At 61.5% G+C, this 3946-nt stretch carries 6 protein-coding genes; 3 read left to right on the plus strand and 3 right to left on the minus strand.

From position 1 onward, the window contains the following. The first annotated feature begins 678 nt into the window (after positions 1 to 678). Positions 679 to 1182, plus strand: a complete 504-nt coding sequence (locus tag EN738_RS31960; RefSeq protein ID WP_245494835.1) for a transglutaminase-like cysteine peptidase — start codon at positions 679 to 681, stop codon at positions 1180 to 1182. A gap of 383 nt (positions 1183 to 1565) precedes the next feature. Here the strand turns inward: EN738_RS31960 and EN738_RS36595 are convergent, their stop codons facing one another. After that, positions 1566 to 1880, minus strand: coding sequence for a hypothetical protein (locus EN738_RS36595; protein WP_245494833.1), 315 nt, complete (start codon positions 1878 to 1880; stop codon positions 1566 to 1568). A gap of 151 nt (positions 1881 to 2031) precedes the next feature. On the opposite strand from EN738_RS36595, the gene EN738_RS36600 reads away from it, so the two are divergent. Continuing rightward, positions 2032 to 2769 (plus strand): GNAT family N-acetyltransferase, encoded by a 738-nt coding sequence (locus tag EN738_RS36600; RefSeq protein WP_245494834.1) that lies wholly within the window; start codon positions 2032 to 2034, stop codon positions 2767 to 2769. Further along, complete coding sequence (locus EN738_RS36605; RefSeq protein ID WP_245494836.1) at positions 2721 to 3014, plus strand: tetratricopeptide repeat protein; 294 nt, start codon at positions 2721 to 2723, stop codon at positions 3012 to 3014. Before EN738_RS36600 ends, EN738_RS36605 begins: the two co-directional genes overlap by 49 nt. A 6-nt stretch (positions 3015 to 3020) precedes the next feature. Here the strand turns inward: EN738_RS36605 and EN738_RS31970 are convergent, their stop codons facing one another. Both EN738_RS31970 and EN738_RS31975 read right to left on the minus strand, forming a co-directional pair. Beyond that, positions 3021 to 3503, minus strand: a complete 483-nt coding sequence (locus tag EN738_RS31970; RefSeq protein WP_127287068.1) for a hypothetical protein — start codon at positions 3501 to 3503, stop codon at positions 3021 to 3023. Between the two features lie 7 nt (positions 3504 to 3510). Beyond that, on the minus strand, positions 3511 to 3946 hold a 436-nt coding region (locus EN738_RS31975; RefSeq protein ID WP_145966996.1), incomplete at its 5' end, for a response regulator transcription factor.

The following is a 3946-nucleotide window of genomic DNA, read 5'->3' on the forward strand; positions in this document are numbered from 1 at the left end:
CAGTGCCGCCGCCATCACCGCCGCCGTTGCCGCCGCCATCACCGCCGCCGTTGCCGCCGCCATCACCGCCGCCATCGCCACCGCCGTCGCCGCCGCCATTGCCGCCGCCGCCAGAGCCGCCACCACCGCCGCCGCCAGAGCCGCCGCCTTCACCGTCACTGGCAACGGTGGCTGCGATAAGGGCGGTCGTGATCGGCGGGCACATTGCGATTTGTGCTCGCGTCAGGATGCTTCCGCGATTGCTCGCAATGCAGCAGAGCGCGTAGTTGGATTCCGTCAGCGGCTGGCATTGTGCGGCCGTCATACGCGGCCGAACGCTGTTTTGTGCCGATGCGGGTATTGTCAGATTCACCGCTGCAAGAGCGGATGACACAAGCAAAAGTGCGCGAGCCCTGCTCGCGCAGGTTGGGTACAGGTGCATTTCTTCCTCCAAGAAGGGAAAAAGGCGCTCCCGTCCCCAAACTGGGCGCTATGTCAAAGTTTCCGACCATCGGAAACAATTTGTTAAGCATACATTGTTTTAGAATCTGTGCAAACACTATCCGGCAGGGTTGATTTACCTGGTTCCGCGAACATCATCATCGCCTTGATCATTCGAGCTAGTTCGAGGGGATGAACGTGATACGTTTCGTGGCGCTTGTCGCCGCGGCCATGGCTTTGGCCGGCTGCAGCGAAACCATGCGCACTTCCGACAGTTCGGCCATGATGGCCACGGCGGGCTATGCGTTCGCCCCGCCGGCCGCGCGCACCTTCTGTGCAAGGCAGCCGAGATACTGCAGTCCGACCGGACACGTCAGAGAGGTGAAGCTTAGCGATCGCCGCTTGGCCGAGCTGCAGGCGGTGAACAGTTCCGTCAATGCCAGGATCATGGCCCGCAACGACTCTGCTTCCGGCAGTGCCGACGACTGGCGTATCCCGACCCGGGAAGGCGATTGCGAGGATTTCGCAATCCTCAAGAAAAGCGAACTGATGAAACGCGGCTGGCCGGCTTCGGCCTTGCTGCTGACGGTGGCGACCCTCGGCGGCGCCGGCCATACGGTTCTCACCGTCCGCACGGACAAGGGCGACCTCATCCTCGACAATCGCAGCGGAGCCGTCAGGAACTGGTCGCAGACCTCCTATCGTTATTTCGCCCGCCAATCCCAGTCGCAAGCCGGCAAGTGGGTGCGGATCGAATCCTAGCCAGATCCCCGCCCCGCGCGGTCTGCCGATCTGCCTGGCGGGACAAATCAGGCCGCGTCCCACGCCCACTCAATCCTTTGATTGTCTTGCAAGGCTGATCCCCGCCATGGGATCATCACAGCTCGCTCCCTGGCCAGGCCCAGGGACCGGGGGAACAGCTGATACCAGGATCATTGTTTACCGACGCTCCTGGAGCAAAGGTCGGCGCCATGCGCGTGGATGTTATCGACGGCTTCGACATGCTCGTCCAACTGAGAAGCAACTGGGATGCCGTCTACGCGGCGGATCCCGAAGCTCAGTACTTCATGTCGTGGCCGTGGATAGCAGGCTGGTTCAAGCGGCTTCGCTATCAATGGCTCGTTCTGGCTGCAAAGAAAGATGATTCATCCGACTATGTCGGGTTCTTTCCGCTTCAGCTTCGAACCGAAAGGGCCAGGGACGGCGCATTCCACAACGAACTGAGGACCGGGGGCGGCTATTTCGCCGGATACAGCGGCTTCCTCTGCAATCCCGATGTTCAGGACGACGTCATCGTCGCGTTCGCCGAAACGGTGAAGCAGCAGAACTGGGCCAAGCTGCATCTCGAGAACATCTTTATGTCGCCGCGGCGGCTGAACGGTTTTCTGAGCGAGTTTTCCGCCCCGGCATTCCTGACCGGCAAGGTCAGGCGACCGGACGACGGAGATGGCGTCGATCATGACATTTATGTCTATCTGAACCTGCCCGGCGACTGGGAAGAATTCCTCAACGGCAGGCTCGGCGCGGCGACGCGCAAGACCGCGCGGCGCACGCTGCGGGCGATCGACGATGCGGCCGAGTACCGTGTGACAGACCGTTACCGCCGCGACATTGGAACGCGACCTGCAGATCCTGCTTCAGTTCTGGGAAAACCAGTGGGGCGCCAAGCTGGCGGCGCGATATCACCCTGGCCTGCCCCAGGCGATGATCAACAATTTCCGCAACATGCTGCGATGCGCCTTCGAGGACGATGCCCTTTACCTGCCCCTGCTTTGGCAGGGCGACAACCCGATCGGCGTCCAGGCCACGCTGATCGATCGCAAGAACCGGTCCCTGATCGGCATGCTCAACGGACGCGACCTCAGCATCAGGAAGCCGGCGCCCGGGTTCGCGCTTCATCTCTACAGCATACGCTGGGCCATCGAGAACGGCTTTGCCGTCTATGACCTGCAGACCGGGGACTTCGCCTACAAGTATGATTTCGGCGGCCTAGAGCGAAAGGTCGAATGCCTGGTCGTGAGCACCGCCACGCGCCGTAATCTCCGCGACAGCCTGGAGAGGCGAAGCCTGCCCGTCGTGCTTGCGCGGGCAAAAGCACTGCGTCAGGCGGGCGACCTCGACGGGGCCGTTCGCGCCTGCAGACAGATCCTGAGCGCCGACCGATCCCATTCCGGAGCACGTCAGTTGCTCGAACAGCTGGATGCCGCGCGACGAGCGTTGCTGCCGCAGACGCTCAGTGTGGCCGCCCGTTTGCACCAGGCCGGAAACCTGGCCGAGGCCGAAAAATCTATCGCGAGATCCTGGACGTCGAGCCCAGGCACTTCGACGTCCGCTATTTGCTCGGCGTGATCTTCCTTCAGCAGCGCAGATACGGCGAGGCGGAACAGCAGATCAACCAGGCGATCGAGATCAGGCCCGACGTCCCTGCCGGGCACTACAATCGCGGCCTCGCGCTGGCAAAGCTCGACCGTATCGAGGACGCGCTCGCAAGCTTGGACAATTGCATTGAACTGGAGCCGAGCCACAGCCAGGCGCTGGCCCTTCGCGCCGCTTTGGCGAGAAGCCCTCAGCCCGCCGCGAGCCTCACCCGGTAGCAGCCCTCATCTGGGGAACGAATTGTCCACGACGATGGACCAGATGTCCTTGTTTATGGCCCTGATGTCCTCGATGGAATCGTGGATCCTGCCCATCTCCTTGTCATCGAGCGCTTCAATCTTCCCGTATTTGACGTCGTTCTTGCCGTCGACGATGCGCATCAGCTGCGTGCTTCCGTGCGATCCGCTCTCGTCGAATGAATAGATGCAATGGCTGTATTTGTTGCGCAGCTTTGCCTGGCGCGTGAGCTTGCCGGTGACGGTCAGCACCGCCTGGCGGCAATCCGCGGCCGTCTTCGGCATCTTGGCCAGCCGTTCGACCAGCTCGATACGGGCACGCGTCGTGTTCAGCGTCAGAAAGATGATGATTGCCGTTTCCTTGTCCACCTTCGCCAAACCGGCAATCAGATAGATCAGCAGGCTTTCGGTGTTGGTCCATGTATAGTTCAACTGGCCAACGAGGAGCAGTATCTCCTGGAAGCGGGGCATCGCCGCCTCATGCCGAGGACTGGCTGATGCCCGGCTGTCTCGACCGTTCCATGCCGCCGTAAAAGGTATCCTTGCGCGCATGAAAGACGGCGGCCGCTTCGGTCCTGTTGTGAGCTCCGAGCTTGGTGATGATGTTGTGCAGATGGATCTTGACCGTATGCTCGGACAGCCGGAGGGTCGCCGCGATGATCTTGTTCTGCAAACCGCGCGCTACCATTTCGAGAATCTGAAACTCGCGCTCGGTCAATTCACCCATCTCGTCGAAACCCGCGCGGTCCGTCGCCGATTGCTCGATCTGCAGCGAATGATCCGGAGCCCGGTCCGAAAGGCCCTTGGCGAAGGACTGGAACATCGCCAGCGGGAAGTATTCGCCGCCGCGAAGCATGAGCCTGATGACCGAAAGCCAGACGTCCAGCTTGAGATCCATGGGCAGGACGCTGCGC

It is taken from the genome of Mesorhizobium sp. M4B.F.Ca.ET.017.02.2.1 (assembly GCF_003998955.1).
Taxonomy (GTDB): Bacteria; Pseudomonadota; Alphaproteobacteria; order Rhizobiales; family Rhizobiaceae; genus Mesorhizobium; species Mesorhizobium abyssinicae.

Bases quoted from the DNA above. Each gene is read 5' to 3' on its own strand.
- EN738_RS31960 (WP_245494835.1), top strand. From the start codon at position 679: ATGCGCACTTCCGACAGTTCGGCCATGATGGCCACGGCGGGCTATGCG.
- EN738_RS36595 (WP_245494833.1), bottom strand. From the start codon at position 1,880: ATGATCGACGCCATCTCCGTCGTCCGGTCGCCTGACCTTGCCGGTCAG.
- EN738_RS31970 (WP_127287068.1), bottom strand. From the start codon at position 3,503: ATGCCCCGCTTCCAGGAGATACTGCTCCTCGTTGGCCAGTTGAACTAT.